The organism is Actinoplanes sp. NBRC 101535 (genome assembly GCF_030269225.1).
Taxonomy (GTDB): domain Bacteria; phylum Actinomycetota; class Actinomycetes; order Mycobacteriales; family Micromonosporaceae; genus Actinoplanes; species Actinoplanes rectilineatus.
In genome coordinates this window covers 202,996-220,885 of the sequence record NZ_BSSY01000005.1, presented here as the reverse complement: position 1 = coordinate 220,885, position 17,890 = coordinate 202,996, and the positions used below count along the sequence as shown (strand labels likewise).

At 72.2% G+C, this 17,890-nt stretch carries 14 protein-coding genes; 7 read left to right on the top strand and 7 right to left on the bottom strand.

Annotated elements, in window-relative coordinates:
* The first annotated feature begins 70 nt into the window (after nt 1-70).
* Entirely contained in the window at nt 71-799 is a 729-nt protein-coding gene (locus tag QSK32_RS15880) for an SDR family oxidoreductase (RefSeq protein WP_285472347.1), read from the top strand.
* On the opposite strand, the gene QSK32_RS15875 is transcribed toward QSK32_RS15880, so the two are convergent.
* Nucleotides 800-1,789: a Clp protease N-terminal domain-containing protein gene (locus tag QSK32_RS15875; RefSeq protein WP_285472346.1), complete on the bottom strand. Its 990-nt coding sequence runs from the start codon at nt 1,787-1,789 to the stop codon at nt 800-802. It abuts the gene before it with no gap.
* Between the two features lie 191 nt (nt 1,790-1,980).
* Here QSK32_RS15875 and QSK32_RS15870 point away from each other — a divergent pair, with 191 nt between their 5' ends.
* Nucleotides 1,981-3,099 (top strand): epoxide hydrolase family protein, encoded by a 1,119-nt coding sequence (locus QSK32_RS15870; RefSeq protein WP_285472345.1) that lies wholly within the window; start codon nt 1,981-1,983, stop codon nt 3,097-3,099.
* Nucleotides 3,100-3,146: 47 nt separating this feature from the next.
* On the opposite strand, the gene arfA is transcribed toward QSK32_RS15870, so the two are convergent.
* Together arfA and QSK32_RS15860 are read right to left on the bottom strand one after the other, a co-directional pair.
* Nucleotides 3,147-4,652: an arabinosylfuranosidase ArfA gene (gene arfA, locus QSK32_RS15865; protein ID WP_285472344.1), complete on the bottom strand. Its 1,506-nt coding sequence runs from the start codon at nt 4,650-4,652 to the stop codon at nt 3,147-3,149.
* Nucleotides 4,653-4,716: 64 nt separating this feature from the next.
* Entirely contained in the window at nt 4,717-7,023 is a 2,307-nt protein-coding gene (locus tag QSK32_RS15860) for a glycoside hydrolase family 95 protein (RefSeq protein WP_285472343.1), read from the bottom strand.
* Nucleotides 7,024-7,124: 101 nt separating this feature from the next.
* On the opposite strand from QSK32_RS15860, the gene QSK32_RS15855 reads away from it, so the two are divergent.
* Both QSK32_RS15855 and QSK32_RS15850 read left to right on the top strand, forming a co-directional pair.
* A complete protein-coding gene (locus QSK32_RS15855) occupies nt 7,125-8,009 on the top strand; it encodes a BadF/BadG/BcrA/BcrD ATPase family protein (protein WP_045741743.1) in 885 nt (294 codons plus the stop codon).
* Nucleotides 8,010-8,020: 11 nt separating this feature from the next.
* Entirely contained in the window at nt 8,021-8,983 is a 963-nt protein-coding gene (locus tag QSK32_RS15850; protein ID WP_285472342.1) for a phosphotransferase family protein, read from the top strand.
* Here the strand turns inward: QSK32_RS15850 and QSK32_RS15845 are convergent.
* Complete coding sequence (locus QSK32_RS15845) at nt 8,931-10,211, bottom strand: YndJ family transporter (RefSeq protein ID WP_285472341.1); 1,281 nt, start codon at nt 10,209-10,211, stop codon at nt 8,931-8,933. The two genes, QSK32_RS15850 and QSK32_RS15845, sit on opposite strands and share 53 nt — an antisense overlap.
* 242 nt (nt 10,212-10,453) lie before the next feature.
* Nucleotides 10,454-11,536, bottom strand: a complete 1,083-nt coding sequence (locus QSK32_RS15840; protein ID WP_285472340.1) for an ROK family transcriptional regulator — start codon at nt 11,534-11,536, stop codon at nt 10,454-10,456.
* Between the two features lie 61 nt (nt 11,537-11,597).
* Here QSK32_RS15840 and QSK32_RS15835 point away from each other — a divergent pair, with 61 nt between their 5' ends.
* Complete coding sequence (locus tag QSK32_RS15835) at nt 11,598-12,827, top strand: MFS transporter (RefSeq protein ID WP_285472339.1); 1,230 nt, start codon at nt 11,598-11,600, stop codon at nt 12,825-12,827.
* A gap of 1,091 nt (nt 12,828-13,918) precedes the next feature.
* Here the strand turns inward: QSK32_RS15835 and QSK32_RS15830 are convergent.
* The gene (locus QSK32_RS15830) at nt 13,919-14,770 is read right to left on the bottom strand and encodes a hypothetical protein (protein ID WP_285472338.1); all 852 of its coding nucleotides are present in this window, start codon (nt 14,768-14,770) and stop codon (nt 13,919-13,921) included.
* On the bottom strand, nt 14,755-15,348 hold the full coding sequence (locus QSK32_RS15825; RefSeq protein WP_285472337.1) for a hypothetical protein: 594 nt from the start codon (nt 15,346-15,348) through the stop codon (nt 14,755-14,757). Before QSK32_RS15825 ends, QSK32_RS15830 begins: the two co-directional genes overlap by 16 nt.
* Before the next feature lie 133 nt (nt 15,349-15,481).
* Here QSK32_RS15825 and QSK32_RS15820 point away from each other — a divergent pair, with 133 nt between their 5' ends.
* Nucleotides 15,482-16,528 carry a DUF6069 family protein gene (locus tag QSK32_RS15820; protein WP_285472336.1) on the top strand — a complete coding sequence of 349 codons (1,047 nt, stop codon included), beginning with the start codon at nt 15,482-15,484 and terminating at the stop codon, nt 16,526-16,528.
* A complete protein-coding gene (locus QSK32_RS15815; RefSeq protein ID WP_285472335.1) occupies nt 16,515-17,633 on the top strand; it encodes a hypothetical protein in 1,119 nt (372 codons plus the stop codon). Before QSK32_RS15820 ends, QSK32_RS15815 begins: the two co-directional genes overlap by 14 nt.
* Nucleotides 17,634-17,890 lie beyond the last annotated feature (257 nt).

Genomic DNA, 17,890 nt, shown 5'->3' with positions numbered 1-17,890 from the left:
CGGTGTCACACGCCGGGCGGGCGCCTCGTCCTGATGGCACCAGCCACGGGAACGAGTGAGGGAGCAGGTCATGAGAGTCGCGGTCGCCGGTGGTACGGGACTGACGGGACGACTGGTCGTCGAGGCGGTCGAGGCACGCGGGCACGAGGCGGTCGTCCTCTCCCGGTCCCGGGGCGTCGACCTGGTCCAGGGCACCGGCCTGGACGCCGCGCTCGAGGGTGCCGAGGCGGTCGTCGACGTCAGCAACGTGACCACGATGAGCAAGTCGGTGTCGGTGGAGTTCTTCGACCGGGCCGGGCGGGCCCTGACCGGCGCCGCCGCCCGCGCCGGGGTGCGCCACCTGCTGACGTTGTCGATCGTCGGCGTCGACCGGGTGCCGAACCCGTACTACGCCGGCAAACTGCGCCAGGAGGCCCTCGTCGAAGCCGGCACGGTGCCGTGGACGATCCTGCGGGCGACCCAGTTCCACGAGTTCGCCGGGCAGATCCTGAGCCGCCTCCCCGGACCGGTGGCGCTCGTCCCCACCATGCGGGTGCAGCCGATCGCGGTCGCCGAGGTGGCCGCCGCCCTCGCCGACATGGTGTTGCAGCCGCCGCAGGGGATGGCGCCCGAGCTGGCCGGGCCACGGGAGGAGTCGCTGGTCGACATGGCCCGGCAGCTCGTCGCCGCGGGTGGCGCCCGCCGCCGCCCGGTGCTGCCGCTGCCCGTCCCCGGGCCGATGAGCAACGGCGGCCTGCTGCCGACCGGCCCGGGGCCTCGCGGCGAGCAGACGTTCCGCGAGTGGCTGACGACCCTCTGATCAGACCCGGACGAAGGCCTGGATCAGCCGCGCGGACCGGTTGTCCTGGTGCTGCATCAGGCGCCGGAGCAGCTCGGCGGTGTCCCGCGGCCAGTCCGCTCCGGGCCGCAGCAGCCGGCTCGGCGGCACCGCGTCCTCCCCCAGCGCCAGGGTCGCCGAGCCGGTCGCCGCACTGCGGTAGTCGAGACCGGACTCCACCAGGTCGCGGACGCCGTCGTACTGCTCCACCCGGCCGTGCACGAGGTGCGGGTAGGCCTCGGCGACCTGGTACGCGGCGAGTAGACCGACCAGGAGGTCGTCGGTGCGCGCCCGCCCGCCCCGCCGCCCGGCGATGGCGTCCGCCTCCGCCCGCGCCCACAGCACCGGCGCCGCCGCGTAGTCGATCCGGGTCCGGGCCCGCGCCGGCACCGGCGTGACCGCCCGGCCGGCCCGGTTTCGGGCCAGCACCGCCACCGCCCGGTCGCGCAGGCCGTTCCCCCGGTAGCGGCTCCGGCCGATCAGCACGTCCCGCGCGGCCCGCAACTCCGGCGCCACCCGGTCCGCGGGCCGCACGAGCTGCCCGCCGCGTGCCGCGCGCCGCACCCGCGCCACCTCGGCGCCACACGCGCGGAGCATGGCCGCCGCGTGGGCCTTCTCGTCGTCCAGGAGCGCCACGAGCAGATTCTCCGGGGTACGCGCCGGAGCCGGCCGCTGCATGAACCGGGCCAGCGCCGTGTTCGCCCCCGGCGTCAGGGCGCTGCCGGCGACGGCGACCCGCATGTCCACCACTTCGACGCCGTCCGGTCCGGTCCAGCGGCCCCCGCGCCCGCTGAGCAGGAACTCGACGACCGGCCGGGTCAGGTCGACGTCGTCGAGCACCGCCCGGGCGCCGGAGTCGACGCCGGCCAGCCCGGCCAGCAGATGTTCGGTGCCGATGGTGCCCGCCCCGAGCGTACGGGCGACGGCCAGGACCCGGCCGGTACGCCGGTCGGCGGAGAAATCAACGGTCATGAACTGAAGGTAGGCGCGCATGTCGACCTCGCGCCTCGGCCCGGGGACAGAACCGGCCTCTACCCTTCGGTGGATACCGCCCTCGCCGGAGCGCCCCCACGCGGGCCCCGCGGCCGGCGACCCCGGCGCCGGCGGGATGCGTGGACGACACGTGTCACGGGCAGGATGCGTGCACGACAACGGGAGGTGCGATGGCTGTCGAGCTACGGCCGTACCGGGTGTGCGTACCCGACGAGGATCTGGTCCTGCTCCGTGACCGGCTGGAACGGACCCGGTGGCCCGAACCCGCGCCCGTGCCCGGATGGGCGCAGGGCGTGCCGCTGGAGACCGTGCGTGAGCTGTGCCGCCGCTGGGCCACCGGCTACGACTGGCGGGCGGCCGAGGCGCGGCTCAACGCGGTCCCGCAGTACCTGGTGACGATCGACGGGCTGACGGTCCACGTGCTGCACGCGCGGTCGGCGTCGCCCGGCGCGTTTCCGTTGGTGATCACGCACGGCTGGCCCGGTTCGGTGCTCGAGCTGGCCGGTCTGGTCGCGCCGCTGACCGCCCGCGGCTTCGACGTGGTGCTGCCCTCGCTGCCGGGTTACGGGTTCAGCGGCAAGCCCACCGAGCCGGGCTGGGGCGTCGAGCGGATCGCGGACGCGTGGGCCCGGCTGATGGTCGACGGCCTGGGCTACCGGCGGTACGGCGCGGCGGGCAGCGACTGGGGCACGAGCGTGTCGAGTGTGCTGGCGGCCCGCGATCCGGAGCACGTGGCCGGTGTCCACCTGGTCCCGCCGCTCGCCGGTCCCGCCCTGAGCGATCTCGGTGAGCCGACCGTCCGGGAGCGGGAGGCGCTGGAGCGGATGCGCGAGCGCGGGCAGTCGTCGTCGGCCTATTCCGAGGTGCACCGGACCGCGCCGCAGACCCTCGGATACTCCCTGGTGGACTCGCCGGCCGGGCTGTGCGCGTGGATCGCCGAAAAGATGATCAGCTGGAGTGACGGCGGGCTGACCCGGGACCAGATCCTGGACCAGGTCGCGCTGTACTGGTTGACCGGCACGGGGGCGTCGTCGGCGCGGCTCTACGCGGAGAGCATCACGAAGGTCGCCGGGTGGATCGACGGTGCCGCCGACGACCCGGTGCGGGTGCCGGTGGGCGGGTCGATCTTCGCCGCCGAGTTGCCCAGACCGTCGCGCCGGTGGGCCGCCCGGCGTTACCCGGACATCCGTTACTGGGCCGAGCACGACCGCGGCGGTCACTTCCCGGCGCTGGAGGCACCGGATCTGCTGGTGGAGGATCTGGTCGCGTTCTTCTCCGGGATCCGCTGACGGGCCGCCGCCCGGGCCGCCACGACGACGGCCCGGGCGATCGGGGGTCAGGCGATCGTGACAGCGGTCCAGGAGACCGGGGGCAGTTCGACGGTGAGCACGCCGCCGTCGAGCGTCGCGGTGTCGTTGGTGCGCAGAGCGACGCGCTGGGTGTCCTTCAGGTCGTTGACGGCGTAGACGTCCTCGTCCCAGATGCCGCGGGCGGTGACCGTGCCGGCCGCGGCGAACGCCGTGACGTCGACGGTCAGCGTGGTCGTCTCGGTGAGGTGCCGGTTCTGCAGGAACACCGTGGTGGTCGCGCCGTCGGTGGTCGCCGCGGCCGCCACCACCGGGACCTCACCGAAACGCTCGGTGGTCACGGTGTCGGCGTCCAGGGCCACCCGCAGCGCGTCGCCGCGGGCCGCCGCCGACGTCACCGCGAACGGGAAGAACGTGGTCTGCCGCCAGGCCGGGCCGCCCGGTTCGGTCATGATCGGGCCGATCACGTTGACCAGCTGCGCCAGGCTGGCCGAGGTGACCCGGTCCGCGTGGTTGAGCAGGCTGATCAGCAGACCGCCGAAGGTCACCGCGTCCGCGACCGAGTAGACGTCCTCGAGCAGGCGCGGGGCGACCGGCCACTCGTCGAGGGTGAACTCCGCCTCCCGCTCCTTCCACTTGGTCAGGTACCAGACGTTCCACTCGTCGAACGAGATCATGATCTTCTTGTCGGAGCGCTTGAGGGCCCGGACGTGGTCGGCGGTCGCCACCACCGACTCGATGAACGCGTCCATGTCCACGCCGGAGGCCAGGAAGCTCGCCAGGTCGCCGTCGTGCTCCTGGTAGTAGGCGTGGCAGGAGATGTAGTCCACGTCGTCGTACGTGTGCTCCAGCACGACGCGTTCCCACTCGCCGAAGGTGGGCATGTCCCGGGCCGACGACCCGCAGACCACCAGCTCCAGGTCCCGGTCGATCTGCCGCATCGCCTTCGCGGTCCGGGAGGCGAGCTTGCCGTAATCCTCGGCGTTGCGGTGGCCGAGCTGCCACGGGCCGTCCATCTCGTTGCCCAGGCACCACATCTTCACGCCGAACGGTTCGGCCCGGCCGTTGGCGGTGCGCTGCTCGGTGCGGGCGGTGCCCTCCGGGATGTTCGCGTACTCCACCAGGGCCATGGCCGCCTCGGTGCCCCGGGTGCCCAGGTTGACCGCGAGCATCATGTCCGAGCCGACCTGCTCCAGCCAGCTGTGGAACTCGTGCAGGCCCACCTCGTTGGTCTCGGTCGAATGCCAGGCCAGTTCGAGACGGCGCGGGCGCTCGGCGACCGGCCCGACACCGTCCTCCCAGTTGTACCCGGAGACGAAGTTGCCGCCCGGGTAGCGGATCGTCGAGACGCCCAGCTCGCGGACCAGGTCGATCACGTCACGGCGGAACCCGTCCGGCCCGGCGCTGGGGTGGGCGGGCTCGTGGATCCCGTCGTACACGTGACGGCCGAGGTGTTCGACGAAACCGCCGAACAGCCTCCGGTGGACCGGTCCGACCCGGAAGGCGGGGTCGAGGACGAGGCGGGCGCGAGCCATGGGAACTCCTCAGGACGATGAAGACATGTTGATCATGCCAGGCGGGTACGGAAACGAATCCCGATCACCAGGTCCGGACGTCGCCGGCGGCCAGGTCGATCTCCCGCGGGGGTACGCCCGGCGCCAGGACCCGGAGACGGACAGCGGCCGTGGCGGCCAGGCGGATCCCGGTCACCCGGCCGTCCACCCAGCTCAGGTCCACGGTCAGGCCGTCGCGGGCCCGCAGGCCACGGACGCTGCCGGCCGGCCACGGGCAGGCCGGGAGCAGCCGCAGCCGCCGGAAGCCGTCCGGGTCCCGGCCGTGCGACTGCATCAGCGCCTCGGCGACCCCGGCGGTGAACCCGAAGTTGCCGTCGATCTGGAACGGCGGGTGCGCGCACAGCAGGCCGCGGTAGACACCGCCACGGTGCTCGTCGCCGCGGAACTCGTCACCGGCCGGCCGCAGGAACATCCGGGTCGTCGCGGCCACCCGCTCGGCGTCGTGCAGGCGGGCCCCGAGGGCGATCCGCCAGGCCAGTGACCAGCCGGTCGACTCCGGTCCGCGGGCGTCGAGGGTGCGGCGGGCGGCGTCCGCGAGCGCCGGCGTGACGTCCGGGTCGATCGACGACCCGGGGAACAGCCCGACCAGGTGGCTCTGATGGCGGTGCAGGGGTTCGGCGTCGGGCAGGTCGGTGAGCCACTCCCGGATCCGGCCGTCGGCACCGACCTGCTCCGCCGGCAGCCGCCGCAGCGCCCCGTCGATGCGGTCCCCCAGCGAACCGGCGGCCAGGTCGTCGCCGGCCACCGGGGCGAGACGGCGGGCGGCGGCGAGCAGGTCACGGATCAGGACACGGTCGGCGGTGGTGGAGACCGAGACCGCGGCGGGCCGCCCGTCACCGGCCAGGTAGGTGTTCTCCGGGCTGGTCGACGGCGCGGTGCCCAGCGAACCGTCCGGCAGGTCGGCGAGCAGGTCGAGGGCGAACCGGACCGCGCCGGTCAGCACCGGCCAGTCGGCGCGCAGGCGGTCGCGGTCGAGGGTGGTGTCGTAGTGGTCCACCAGGTGGCGGGCCAGCCAGACACCGCCGAGCGGCCAGAACGACCAGGACGGGTCGTCGGTGCCACGGCCGGTCGGGCCGGTGAAGCCCCAGGCGTCCACGTTGTGGTGCGCCACCCAGCCGTCGGCGGCGTACAGGCGGCGGGCGGTCCGCGCACCGGGCACACTGATCCGCGCCAGCCAGGCGTGCAGCGGTTCGGTGCACTCGGGCAGGCCGGTGACCAGGGCCGGCCAGTAGTTCATCTGGGTGTTGATGTTGACGGTGTAGTTGCTGCTCCACGGCGGCCGGACCTGGTCGTTCCAGATGCCCTGCAGGTTCAGCGGGCGGGTGCCGGGCCGGGAACCGGCGATCATCAGGTAGCGGCCGAAGTGGAACGCCAGCGCCGCCAGGTCGTGGTCCGCCGGGTCCTCGGCCGCGATCCGGTCGTCGGTGGGCAGCGCGACGGGCGCGCCGAACTCCAGGTGCACCCGGTCGAACAGGGCCCGGTGGTCCCGGACGTGCCGGTCGAGCAGGGCGGCCGGGGGCTGCGCGGCGACCTCGCGGGCGGCGTCCGGTGGGAGCGGCGACGGTGACGTGGTGACGACGATCAGCAGGTCGGTGGCGCCGGCGACGATCAGGTCCGGTCCGTCCGGTCCGACCCGGCCGTCGGTGGTGACGGCGACCGCGACGCAGACCTCGAGAGCCTCGCCGGGGGCGTAACGGACGGCCTCGGCGTCGGGCAACGGCACGTACGACGGTTCGACGTGCGACGGTAGGCGTACCCCCGCGTGAAGATCTCCCGCCACGTGCCGGACCGTCAGGGTGGGGTGCGGCGAGGTGAGCCGGAGGCGAACCGTGACCGGGTCGCCGCTGCGCACCCGGCGGTGCACGACCAGCGCGTCGTCCGGCGCCGAGGCGAAGGTCTCCTGCCGCATCCGGCTCCCGGCGGCGGTCCACTCGTGGGCGGCGACCGCCCGGCCCAGATCAAGGGTCCGGACCACCGCCGGATCGCTGCCCGGCTGCTCCAGGATCAGGTCCACCAGGGGCTGGTACGACTGCGTGTAGCCCTGCTGGGCGCGGCGCACCTCGGCCTCGGCGGTCCGGACGTCGCCGGCCAGCGCCGCGGTGCGCGCCCGGCCGATCGCGGCCCGCGCCTCCCCGTCGTCGAGCAGCGGGTCACCGTCGGCGGTCGACGGCGAACCGGACCAGCAGGAGTCGTCGTTGATCTGCACCCGGTCGACGGCGGTGCCGCCGAAGCACATCGCACCGAGACGGCCGTTGCCCACCGGCAGGGCATCGGTCCAGCGTCGCGCGGGCCGCCGCAGCTCGATCAGCCAGTCACGCGTGTTCCCGATCATGAGACCACTTGCTACCAGGGGCTTTCGAAGGCCGTCAAGCACACCCACCCCGTTTGTCAGCACGTTTGCCAGGCCGGTCAGCGCGGATCTATCGTCCCCGGATGACAAAGTCGGCCTCCATGATCGGCGTCGACGTCGGCGGCACGAAGACCCACCTCGCCGTCGTCGCGCCCGACGGCACCCGCCACGACACGATCGTCGCCTCGGCGAGCTGGCGGCACGGCGCGATGTTCGCCGACCCGCAGAACCTCGCCCGGCTGGCCGCCCTGCTGACCGCCGCCGGCCCCCGGACCACGACCGTGATCGGCCTGCACGACCTGGACACCCCGGCCCAGCAGAGGATCGCCGACGCCGCGCTCGGCGCCCTGGTGCCCGGCCGCCTCCGGGTGGTCAACGACGCCGAACTGCTCGGCCCGGCCGCCGGGCTCACCACGTGCCTGCGGCTGATCGTCGGCACCGGCGCGATCGCCCTGGGCACCACCGCGGACGGCGGCACCCTCGTCGCCGACGGGCACGGCGCGCTGCTCGCCGACCACGGCAGCGCACCCGCCCTGGTCCGCGAGGCCGTCCGCGCCGGGCTGCGCCTCGCCGACGCCGCGGGCCCGGACGCCGCCCTCGCCGACCCCGTGGTGGCGCTGCTCTGCGCGGCCTACGCCGTGCCCGCCCCGGCCGACCTGGCCGTGGAGGTCTCCCACGACGACCCGTACGCCTGGGGCCGGCACGCCCCGCTGATCTTCCAGGCCCTGGAGTCCGGCTCGCGGATCGCCCGGACCGTCGTCGAGGAGGCCGCCGGCGTCCTGGCCGGCAACGTCGCCGCGCTCCGCCGCCGCGGCGCGCTCGGTGACGTGGTCGTCGGCGCCGGGGGTGTGCTCACCGCGCAGCGGGTCCTGCAGGATCTGCTCGCCGAGCGGCTCGAACCGGGCGTCACCCTGCGCGTGCTGACCGAGGCGCCGGTGGAGGGCGCACTGGCCCTCGCCGCTCGCTAACCTGCCATTCCATGGAGAGCATCACCAAGAATCGGCAGTCCCCGGCGACGCTGCGGGCGATGGTCACCCGCGCCTACGGTCCGGGGCTGGCGCCCGGCACCGACCAGGGCTGGTGGAGCGAGCTGGGGCACGGCTGGTTCAACGTGGCGTACCGGCTGGACCTGACCGACGGCCGCCGGGTGGTCCTGAAGATCGCGCCGCCGGCCGGGGTGGAGGTGCTCAGCCACGAGCGCGGGGCGATGCGCACCGAACTGGCCGCCCTCGAGCTGATCCGGGAACGGACCACGGTGCCGGTGCCGCCGGTCGACTTCGCCGACCTCAGTCACGAGCTGTGCGACGCGGACTGGTTCGTCATGCCGTTCATCGAGGCCGACAACCTGTCCCTGCTGGAGAGGACGCCGGCGGAGACTCAGGCGTACGACGAGGCGATCGGCGCGGTCAACCGGGAACTGAACGGGATCCGCGGCGGCTGGTTCGGTGACCTGGCCGGACCGGGCGAGCCGACGTGGCGGGCCTGCTTCACCCGTAAGCTCGCCGAACTGCTGGCCGACGGCGAGCGCCGCGACGTCGACCTGGGACTGCCCTACGCCCGGGTCCGTGCCCTGACCGCGGCCCGGTTCGACAGCCTCGACGAGGTGAGCGAACCCCGGTTCGTCGAGACCGACCTGTGGAGCGGCAACGTCCTGGTCGCCGACGGGAAGATCGTCTGCGTGATCGACCACGAGCGGGCGTTCTACGGCGATCCGCTGATCGAACACGGTCTCGTCGGGGTCGACCTGCCGGCGGAGTTCGGGGATCCGGCCGCGTACATGCGCGGGTACGGCCAGCCGCCCCTCACCGCGGTGCAGCGGGACCGGCGGTGGCTGTACAGCGTCTATCTGCTCGTCGCGATGGTGGTCGAGACGAGGTACCGCGGCCACACTACGACCGACCAGTACGACTGGGCGCGCTCGCAGTTACGGGCGCTGTTCTGAGGACCGCCGCGCACCGGGCGATGAACGTCCACTGCGCCACCGGCACCACCGGCTCGGTCAGCCGGGCCACCAGCAGGGCCGGCCGGGAGCGGACCGACACCTCGAGGCGCACCTGCCCGTCCGGGTCGAGCACCACCGCGAACGACTCGTCCCCGTCGAAGGTGTGCCCCGGCAGCGCCAGGTAGTGCATGACCGTTCGTGAGTCGTCGCGGGCCACGTCGAGCACCTCGCACGGCTCCGGCACCCGCAGCCGCCACACGCCGAGCGACGACCGCATCCGCTGCCCCACGAACGCCGGCGGTGTCGCCGGGTCGACCCAGGCGCCCGCGCCCCGGTGCATGTCCCAGCCGAGCAGCGCCGCCGAGGCCGCCTCGAACCGCTCCCGCCCGTGCCCGATCCGGTGCGACCAGCGGTGTTCCGACCACGGCTGCTCCCGGTGCACCCCGGCCACGACCAGGGCGGTCAGCACGGCGGCGGCGTTCAGCACGCCGTGGGTGAGCACCATCCAGGTCAGGTTCAGGTGCGGGATCGTGATCAGCTGGCCGAGCGCGTAGAGCAGCGCCAGCCCCATGGTCAGCACACTCAGGCCGAGCAGCAGACGGGCGGCCCGGCCGGTCCGGGTGGCGATCGCCAGCCAGAGGGCGGCGCTGAGCAGGCCGGCCCCGAGAAGTTCGACGAGGTCGCCGGCCTGCTCCCCCAGTGGTGTGCGGCCGATCAGGAAGCCGACGCCGACGACGGCCACCCCGATCGGTCCCAGGACGTTCGCCGTGCCCGCCGCCTTCCCTTCTCTCGCGTGGCCGGGCGCCCTGCCCGCCGCACGGTTCAGGGACAGCAGGAGCATCGCGCCGAAGCCCGCCACGTGGAAGTGCGCCGCCGTCAGCCCGAGCACCCCCGCCGGGAACCCCAGCAGCTCCACCCCGGCCCGTTCGGCGACCAGCCCGATCGCCGCCACCGGCAGGCAGGCCGCCGCGAACGCCGTCAGCCGGTCGCGCCGGAGCACCACCGGGACGAGGCAGCAGGCCGCCAGGTAGGGCACGCTCAACGCGCCGGCGACCACCCCGCGCGGCAGGGCCAGGGCGATCACCGCCGGCACCGCCACGAGCAGCCAGGCGCGGGCCAGCGTGCGGCCGCGGCCCAGGACGCCGAGACCGAGCGGCACGAACAGCACCACGCACACCGCCACCACCAGGTGGAGCCCGGTCCATCCGGTGTCGCTCAACCGGTCCATGCCGCCACACTCCTTGAACGCGTTCAACTGAACGCGTTCAAGTTAGCACAGGTGGTCCGGCCAGGAGATTTCTCTTTCGCCTTTTCTGGGGTACGCGACAACGGCTCCCACATTCCGGCGATCCGCAGGCCAGGTGCGACGTCCCGGCCGCTGCGCGACCGCCGGGCCCATGCGGTCCGGCACGCCCTTCGCGTCATCGATACGGCGTCGGTCCCGTTTACAGCCCCGGCAGCAGTCCCGTTCTACAAGCGCGGCGCCAGTCCTGGGACCCCGTACCGCGCGTCCAGGACCTGCATCGCCGCGCCCGCCGCGATCGCGTCCACCCCCAGCGACGACAACGACACGTCCACCGTCAGCCAGTCCGCCCGCGGCACCTGCGTCCGGACCGCCGACGTCACCGCCTCCAGATAGACCGCACCGTGCCGCAACAGATCAGTACCGGCGAGCACCACATGTCCCAGGTCCAGCGTCTGCAGCAGGTTGACGACGCCGACCCCGAGCACCCGCGCCGCCAGCGCCACGTCCCCCGCCTCGAAGGCCCGGTCGTGCACCACCTCGAGGCACCCGTGCCGCCCGCACGCGCAGACCGGCCCGTCAAGCTGGACCACACTGTGCCCGAACTCCCCCGCGTTCGTGTGCGCCCCCCGGTGCGCCGCGCCGCCCAGCCACAGGCCCGCCCCGAGCCCCGACTCCACCATGATCAGGGCAGCGTCCCGGAACGCCGCACCGCGCCGCCACGCCTCGGCGGTCACACCCGCGGTGACGTCCTTCTCCACGTGCACCGGAAGGTCCAGCACCTCGTGGGCCAGCGCCGCCAGGGGGACGTCGTGCCAGTGCCGCAGCCGGTGGGCGCCCCGGACCGTACCGGCCGCCTGGTCCAGCGGCCCGATCATGCCGACACCGACGCCGGTGAGCCGGTCACCCAGGTCGAACGCGGCCCGCACGTCGCCCACCCGCTCCGCCAGCACGTCCAGCAGTTCGGCGGGCGTGAAGTCACCGGGCAGCGGCGTGACCGACACGGACAGCACCCGCCCGGCCAGATCGGTGAGGACCAGGCGCAGCCCGCGGCGGGTCACGTGGGCGCCGATCGCGTACCGGCTCCCCGGCACGAGTTCGTAGACCCCGGCCGCCCGCCCGATCGCCGGGCGCCGCACCCCGGCGGGCGCGACCACGCCCTCGTCGAGCAGCCGGCCGAGCACTTTCGAGACGGCCTGCGGCGTCAGTCCGGTGGCTTGCGAGACGTCGCCGCGTTCGAAGGTCGGTGTGCTCCGCGCGAGTGCGATGACCAGTGCCTCGTTGTACCCGCGCAGGAACGTCTGGTGCATTCGATCACCCTATCCGCCGCACGCTGGAGAGTTTCGCAACGCCGTTGCTAAAGTCCCGGCCATGGAACATCTCAGTACCCGCCGCCGCTGGACGGCCCTGCTGGCCCTGGCACTCGGCGGCGTCGCGATCGGCCTCACCGAGTTCGCCGCCATGGGCCTGCTGCCCGAAATCGCCCGGGACCTGCTGGGCGGCACCGGCACCGACGAGGTCGCCCGCGCCGGGTGGACCATCACCGCGTACGCGATGGGCGTGGTAGCCGGAGCCCCCCTGATCGCCGCACTGACCGCACGCTGGCGCCGCAAACGCCTGGTACTCGCCCTGCTCGTGCTGTTCGTGGCCGGAACCGCGGCATCCGCGCTCGCCCCCACGTTCGGCCTGGTCCTGGTCGCACGTTTCGCCGCCGCACTACCGCACGGCGCCTACTTCGGCGCGGCCGGACTGCTGGCGGCATCACTGATGGGCCCGGGCCGCGAAGCGCGCGGGTACGCCGCAGTACTCAGCGGCCTGACCATCGCCAACCTCGTCGGCGTCCCCGCCATGACCAGCCTCGGACAGGCCGCCGGCTGGCGGGCCTCCTACCTGGTGATCGCCGCAGTCTTCGCCCTCACCCTGCTCGCCATCGCCGCCAGCGTCCCGGAGGCCCCCGCCGCGGCCAGCGGTTCGGCCCGATCCGAACTGCGCACCCTGGCCCGCCCGCAGGTGTGGCTGGTAGCCGCCACCGTCGCAATCGGTTTCTCCGGCTTCTTCGCCGTGAACAGCTACATCGCCCCGGTCACCACCGAGGTCACCGGCCTGTCCGCCGGCACCGTCCCCTGGGTGCTGGTCGCCTTCGGCCTCGGCATGACCATCGGTAACGCACTCGGCGGCTGGTTCGCCGACCGGGACCTGCGACGGGCCCTACTGATCGGTTTCGGCTGCGTGATCGCCGCGATCCTGTTCTTCGCCCTGACCGCGCACACCACGCCCGGCCTGTTCCTCGGCGCGTTCCTGGTCGGCACCACCAGCATGTTCCTGGGGCCGGCCCTGCAGGCAAGACTGATCACGGTAGCGCCCGGGGCGCAACTGATGGGCGCCGCCGTCAACCAGTCAGCGATGAACGTCGCCAACAGCCTCGGTGCGGCCCTCGGCGGCGTGGTGATCGCCCGCGGTCTCGGCTACCTGGCCCCGGCCTGGACGGGCTTGGCCCTGAGCGTCGTCGGCTTGGCGATGGCAGCCCTGAGCTTCACCCTGGACCGCCGGTCCCGCCAGGCACCCGTGGTCCCGGTCCCCCCGGTGCCCGCAGCCGATTAACCGGCCCCAGGCCCACACCTCGCCGCACCTGGCCGCACCTCGCCGCACCTGGCCGCGCCTCGCCGCACCTGGCCGCGCCTCGCCGCACCTGGCCGCGCCTCGCCGCACCACGCCTCGCCGCGCCACGCCTCGCCGCGCGGACCGGTCGCACCCGATCAAACGGTCGGGTGCACTCACCACCCTGCTGCGCCCCGATCCGGCAATGGATCCACCAGATCATGCCGTCGGGTTCACTCGCCGTCCTCCCGCCCCTCAACCCGCAGGCAGCCGAGTCCACACCACGCCCGGCGTGCGGACAGCCCGGGCAGCCCGGGCAGCCCGGGCGGCAAGGCGGCAAGGCGGCAAGGCGGCAAGGCGGCAAGGCGGCAAGGCGGCAAGGCGGCAAGGCGGCAAGGCGACCCGATCATGTGATCGGGTGCAACCACCAACCCCAACAAGACGGCAACAGCACCCAAAACCGTGATCGGGGGCGTGCACTAAAGAAGCATGGGTGCCATCACCACCCCGGCGCACCCCAGCCCGACGGCATCCGCACCTGATCAACCAGGCAGGTTCGGTCCCCCATCCCGTCCCCAACGCCACGCGGCAGCAGGCGCACCCGATCACCCAACCGGGCTAACTCACCGCCATCACGCACCCTCAGCCCCGCGGGCTGTCGAGTCCACGCCCTGTCGGGCGGCGGGCGGCGGGCGGCGGGCGGCGGGCGGCGGGCGGCGGGCGGCGGGCGGCGGGCGGCGGGCGGCAAGGGCACCCGATCATGCGATCGGGTGCAACCACCAACCCCAACAAGACGGCAACAGCACCCAAAACCGTGATCGGGGGCGTGCACTAAAAAAGTATGGGTACGGTCACCACTTCAGCAACCACGACTGTCCAGAAAGAGTCCCGCGTCCGAGCCGCGAAGACGGTTCCAACCCGACGCCGATCAGAGGCAGCCCGACATCCGCGCTGCGACGGCCGGTCGATCAGAAGTCGCGCCGGGCCGGCCAACAGCGGGTCAGTCGGCAGCGGACCGCCCGGGAGCGGGTCATTCAGGAGCGGGTCATTCAGGAGCGGGTCAGTCAAGAGCGGACCGCCGAGGAGTGGGTCAGTCAGGAGCGGGGCCGAAGCCGAGTCTGCTCCTCGGCGGCACGCAAAGCGGGCACCCGGGCAACCTGCTCCGGCGTCGACAACCCCGGGTCGACAGCCAGCAGGGACAGCAGTTGGATCGGGCGTCCCGCCTCGGCTCCGGCCTGAGTCTTGTGGTGGCCGTCGAGCAGAAAATGGGTAAGGGCCCAATGCGCGTAGACATCAACGCCGTGCTCCTCGGCCGGGTTACAGACGTCCAAGATCGAGACCGCCACAGCGGTCGGGGTGACCCCGGAGCCCAGCGCAGCGGTGTAGGCGGCAACCCGGTCCGGCTCGTTCCACGACGGCGGTACCATCGGAACAACGAACTCGTAGAAGTGCGCACCATCATCAACACGAGTCTCGAACGTCCGGTAGTAGGGTGTCCGCGGATAAACAGGCAGCCCCCAGAACGACTCAGGCCCCCAGGTGGCGACCTGATCCTCGGCAAAATAGTCACCGGGCGCCGATGGAAACACCAGGCGGGGCGTGACCTCCAGCAGCAGAGGCCGGTAGCCGCCCTCAGGGAGTAACGTGCCGAACCGAGAGATCACCGCGTGGTCGATCCCGGATATTCCGCTGGCAAGCCCATCGGCGTCATCGGGCGAGAAGGTGGCCGTAGCCCCTTCAAGGCGTTCGAACAGAAACTGGCAGGTCCCACACCAGTAGCTCAGCTCGAACGCGGGCTTGTCATCAACAGCCAGCACCCGCCGGCCAACCCGCCGCGCCTCGATTCTCGCCTCATCGACTCCCTGCACCGCGGACTTATCTTCGACGAAGCGAAGTCGCGGCGCAGCGTCACCCAGGACCCGTGAATCCCCTACCTCCAGAAGCACCGAAACAGGATAGGCCCGATCCCGTCCCAACCGATCGTTCCAGATGTCACCTTCTTTCCAAGGTCAACACCACCCACGGCCCAGCCAACCGGCCGAAGTAGCACCCGCAACAGCCGCATCCGCAGTCGGCCAGCCAGCTGACCCGACATGGCATAGACCCGCCTCGGCCGCCGCGCCCACCGAACCGTCCTCACCAGGGCGTCCTCACCAGACCGGTGATCCCAGCCGGCGAGGCCAAGGTCGGCCGTTCCGGTGGCCGCCGCGGCCGGAAACCGTCGTCGCCACGCCACTTGCAGGGCACCGATCGTCGCCTGCGATGTCGCCACCGGAGACAGAGCCGCCAGCACCGTCGACACGGCGGTCGTGGCGGCCGGTCGCCACAGCGTCAGCGGTGCCAGCAGAAGCGCGAGGAGAGCGGTGACGAGGTCGAGCACAAGCAACGGGCTGGGTGTGCGGTCGCTCCACCAGGCCAGCGCCGTGATCGCAATCATGACGGCGGAACCGGTCATGACGGCGGCGACAGCGGCAGCGCCGGGGCGGCCGACTCGGTCCGTCGAGGCAGGGGGAAAGCTGGTCACCGGGCGAGGCTAACCGCCTGGTGCAGAGCGGGAACACCATCCAAAGTAGGGGTTCACCCCCCTTCCTTGGAAGGGCCCCGCGAGACCGGGAGAAGGATGTGCGCGCCCACGCCGGAGCGCAATCCTCATCGGCATGACGAACGAGCCGCGACAGTCCTCGGACACCACCACCCGCCCCGCAACCCGCGCCACCGTGCGACGCTCCCGCCGGGCCCTCACCGTTGTCGCGGGAGCCGGCGGAGCGCTGCTCCTGTGGACCGTCGACGTCGTCGGCACGGGCACCGACCTGACCGTCCGCCAGGGCGACGACGTCCGTGAGGTCGGGCCGGCGGTCGTCGTGCTGACGGCCCTGCTCGCCGGGCTCGCCGCGTGGGCTCTTCTCGCCCTCTTGGAGAGCCGCCTGCATCGCCCGGCCCGTGCCTTCCGGCTCATCGCGGTGACCATGTTGCTGCTCTGCTTGGTCGGCCCATTCGCTGCCACCACCACCGGCGGGTGCCTGGCTCTGATCGCCATGCACGTGACGGTCGGCGCCGCACTGATCTTCGGGCTTCCGGGGCAACGACGATGCCGCCGAGCCTCGTCCGCTCGCCAGAAACCACAGCGCTCCGCCGCCTCACCCCCGACTTCAGCCTCACAGGTCGGAGCCCGCGGTGCCGGTTCGCCGGGCTCGCACGGGGACACGCTCGTCTCACTGCCTACGGTCGAGCCCGCCCCAGGACAGGCCCGCCCGCGGTCGGATCAAGGACATGCCCGCCCGCGGTCGAACCCACCCGCGGTCGAACCCACTCGAGAACAGGGCCCGGCCGAGAACAGGCCCGAGGGTTTGAGGCGTCAGACGGGAGAAGGCAATGACGCCGAATCCCCGTCACGGCTTGATCACCGAGGCAGCGGGGATCAAGGTCGAATTTCCCTGTCACGGACCGCGGCACTCCGCCCGGTCGTCCCGCAACTAGGAATTCGCCTCGGAAAACCGGAACGCGACGTCCCGGTCGATTCTCCTACGGCTGACTTCCACTCGGCTACGGCTGACTTTCACCGTGTGACGAACTCGGTGGACAACCACCTGGATGTGCCTCTTCCTCCGAGTCGCGTCGAAGGAAGAACGGTGAGTTCGGGGACGAGTAAGGGATTCTCCGCGAGGATCGAAGGGAGGAGGAGGTGGCCTGATGAGGACGGTTAAATCGACCGTTGTGGTCGCCGGTGCGCTCGTGGCGCTGGTGGCCGGTGGTACCGCCGGGGCTGAGACGACCGGCCAGCCGGACGGGCCGACAAGCGGCATCCCGGCGAACGGCAGCCTGGCAAACGGCAACACGACGGCCGACGACCCGGCTGTCAGCAACGGGGCAGCCGGCAATTCGGTCAATGGTGAGCCGTCGACCGCTGGGTCTATGAGCGGCGAACTGGGAAGCGGCCGCCAGGCAAACGGCGGGCCGGCGAGCAACAACTCGGCGACCGGCACGCAGACGACCGGAATATCGGTGACCGGTAGGCACACGAATAGTGATCCAGTAACCGGCCACGCTGCGAACAGTAGGCCGATGAGCAACGACCCAGCAGCCAACGGCCAGACAACCGGGATGTCGGTAACCGGCAGCCGCGCGAACGGCGGAACCGCATACGGCACCCGATCGACTGACGTTTCGGCGAACGGCGCCCGATGGAACGGCGGACCGGTGGGCGGCAACCAGAAGGACGGCAAGGCGGCAACCGGCGGCCAGGCGGTCGGCGGGACTACGAACGTCGGGTCGGCGAGCGGCGGTCGAAGGGGCGGCGTTTCGGCGGACGACGGGACTTCAGCACAGGGATCTGTGAGCAGTTCATCGATCGATGAGATTCCGGGGACTGTGGTGCCTACCGGGGTCATGCATGCGGGCGGGGAGATCGTGCTGTTCCTGAGTCCGCTCAACAGCTCGGCGTTGCCCGGGATCCGGTTCGGCGTCAATGCCGGGCTGCGGGCTCCGTCGGGGCAGGTCAAGAGGCTGGTCGGGATCAACGAGGTGAACGCGCCGGACGTCTCGCCCGGGTTCCATGCTGTGCACGCGCTGGCGGATCACAGTGGGGTCCTGGTTCCTGAGTTCGGTTACTACGCCGGGGCGGCTACCCAGATCACCGGGAAGGTCGGGGGCAAGAGCTTCATCGCTCGGCAGCACACGCTCAGCGTCGGCGGGGACACCGTTGTGCTGTTCTGGTTCGACCTCGGGGCGGGCGCTGTCAGCGACCTGGCTGCGACCGGCGCCGATGGGAAGAAGCTGCCCACCGGGAACGGGGAGGCAGGCTCGGGCTGAACCGAGGATGGGAAGGTCAACTTGGGCCGAGAACCGGGAAGCGGCTCGAGGTGGGCTGGTGACCGGGTAGCCGGCTCGGACCGAACTCGAAGACGGGCCGGACCCAGGGAGGGCCCGGCCAGAGCCATCGACGCCAACGGACCTCTGCACAGTCGTCGACCTCGGTGCAGAGATTCTCAAGGCAGACAGAACTCAGAACGGATGGACATCGCCCAGAACGGACAGAACTCAGTGCAGACGCAGATCACTGCGAACGA

What these genes read in the sequence shown, in the direction of transcription:
- arfA (WP_285472344.1), bottom strand. Translation starts at nt 4,652, where the DNA reads ATGGCTCGCGCCCGCCTCGTCCTCGACCCCGCCTTCCGGGTCGGACCG.
- QSK32_RS15880 (WP_285472347.1), top strand. Translation starts at nt 71, where the DNA reads ATGAGAGTCGCGGTCGCCGGTGGTACGGGACTGACGGGACGACTGGTC.
- QSK32_RS15845 (WP_285472341.1), bottom strand. Translation starts at nt 10,211, where the DNA reads ATGGACCGGTTGAGCGACACCGGATGGACCGGGCTCCACCTGGTGGTG.
- QSK32_RS15815 (WP_285472335.1), top strand. Translation starts at nt 16,515, where the DNA reads ATGAGGACGGTTAAATCGACCGTTGTGGTCGCCGGTGCGCTCGTGGCG.
- QSK32_RS15840 (WP_285472340.1), bottom strand. Translation starts at nt 11,536, where the DNA reads ATGCACCAGACGTTCCTGCGCGGGTACAACGAGGCACTGGTCATCGCA.
- QSK32_RS15870 (WP_285472345.1), top strand. Translation starts at nt 1,981, where the DNA reads ATGGCTGTCGAGCTACGGCCGTACCGGGTGTGCGTACCCGACGAGGAT.
- QSK32_RS15850 (WP_285472342.1), top strand. Translation starts at nt 8,021, where the DNA reads ATGGAGAGCATCACCAAGAATCGGCAGTCCCCGGCGACGCTGCGGGCG.
- QSK32_RS15860 (WP_285472343.1), bottom strand. Translation starts at nt 7,023, where the DNA reads ATGATCGGGAACACGCGTGACTGGCTGATCGAGCTGCGGCGGCCCGCG.
- QSK32_RS15855 (WP_045741743.1), top strand. Translation starts at nt 7,125, where the DNA reads ATGACAAAGTCGGCCTCCATGATCGGCGTCGACGTCGGCGGCACGAAG.
- QSK32_RS15820 (WP_285472336.1), top strand. Translation starts at nt 15,482, where the DNA reads ATGACGAACGAGCCGCGACAGTCCTCGGACACCACCACCCGCCCCGCA.
- QSK32_RS15875 (WP_285472346.1), bottom strand. Translation starts at nt 1,789, where the DNA reads ATGACCGTTGATTTCTCCGCCGACCGGCGTACCGGCCGGGTCCTGGCC.
- QSK32_RS15835 (WP_285472339.1), top strand. Translation starts at nt 11,598, where the DNA reads ATGGAACATCTCAGTACCCGCCGCCGCTGGACGGCCCTGCTGGCCCTG.